Consider the following 1,530-nt stretch of genomic DNA (forward strand, 5'->3'; position numbering starts at 1 on the left):
CGACGCCTGGCTGCGCGAGGCGCTGCGCCACGCGCCGGACGCCGCCGCCGCGCCGCCGCCGGCCCTGCGCGAAGCCATCCTGGCTAAGGCGCGCGCGGCGACCCGCGCACCGTCGCCGCGCCGGGCCTCCGCGGCGTCGTCCGGGTCCGCGTTCTGGGCCTGGCTGGCACGGCCACCCGTCGCGAGCGGCTTCGCCGGCCTCATGGCAGCGACCCTGGTCGGCCTGATGTGGTGGGACCAGCCAATGGACCTGGCCCAGCCTCCACCGGCACCGCCGACAGCGCCGGTGACGGCACAGGCCGAGCCGGCGCCCGCGGCTGCACCGGCACCGGCAGTGCCGACGCCCTCGCCGTCTGCCCAGGTCGCTCCAAGGGCGGCCGAGGCAGCGCGGGCGAAGGAGGAACGGCTCGCGCGGCCGGTCCCGCGCGCCGAAGCCGGGACCACCGCGAACGATGCACGCTCGGCAGCGAAATCGAGGCGCGCGGACGCAGAGCCGAAGCCGTTCGCGAACGACGCGCCTGCACCGGTCCCGCCCGCCCCGACCGCTGCTCCCGCGACCGAGGCTCCCGCGGCGCCTGCGCCGACCACCATCGCACCCGTGCGGCAACAGGCAGCGCCGTTGCGCGAGCGACAGGGGCTCGCCACCGGCGCGACGCGCAGCAAGGCGGTGCCCGAGGCCTTCGCGACGACGCCGCCGCCCGTTGGCCAGGAAGCCGGCCGCAGCGAGCCGGCCGAGACGGCGACCCGCGCTGCGGCCCGCGACACGTCTCGCACGACGGGGCAGACGTCCGGCGCCGCGCGACCCCTGGACCCGCTGCTCGTCGCCCTGACAGCCGATCCCTCGCGCTGGTCGTGGCGAGCCGCAGGCGGCGAGGCCAGGCCGCTCGACGAGGCGACCCGACGCTGGGTCGCTGACTTCGATGACGCGACCCGGAACCGCTGGCAGCGAACGCTTTCCGGAACTGGCGCAGCGGCTGACGCCGGGCCGATGTCGGCCGCCGCGCCGTCGCTGGTTCTCCTGCTCGACGGCCGGCCGGCCGCCGTCTTCCGCGTCGACAGCGCGGAAGCCACCTACGAGTCGCGTCTCGAGGGCCCGGCCCGGCAGTCGCGGGCCGCACTCGGCGCGGCCGAGGCATCCCGGCTCGCGGCGACACTGCCGCGCTGAGTGGCCGCCCCGGCTCGCCCGAGGGGCGCGCCGCTATGATGCTCGGTTACCCTGAAACGACCGATGCACGCTCCTTCCGACGCCAGGAAAGCCGCCCGCAGCGATGCGCCGGACGTCGCGGCGAGCGGCGCGCCGGAGCCCGCGGCGGCCGACGCACCGCAGCCTTCCGCGCCGGCCCAGCCGGCAGCAGCCCGCGCGCAGCGTCCTGCCGTCAAGCTGGGCAGCGCCTTCATCCGGGTCCGCGGCGCGCGCACGCACAACCTCAAGAACATCGACCTCGACATCCCGCGCAACCAGCTGGTCGTGATCACCGGGCTGTCGGGGTCGGGCAAGTCGAGCCTGGCCTTCGACACGCTCTACGCCGA

General features: G+C 76.7%; 1 protein-coding gene and 1 pseudogene. Both read left to right on the forward strand.

What is annotated here, in order from left to right:
• Nucleotides 1–1,165: hypothetical protein (locus AC30N0_RS19245; RefSeq protein ID WP_489519499.1), on the forward strand; the 1,165-nt coding region annotated here is incomplete at its 5' end.
• Nucleotides 1,166–1,228: 63 nt separating this feature from the next.
• Nucleotides 1,229–1,530: pseudogene (locus AC30N0_RS19250) on the forward strand (hypothetical protein); the annotation flags it as partial.

It is taken from the genome of Rhizobacter sp., assembly GCF_031412495.1.
In the GTDB taxonomy this organism is placed as follows: domain Bacteria; phylum Pseudomonadota; class Gammaproteobacteria; order Burkholderiales; family Burkholderiaceae_C; genus Schlegelella_A.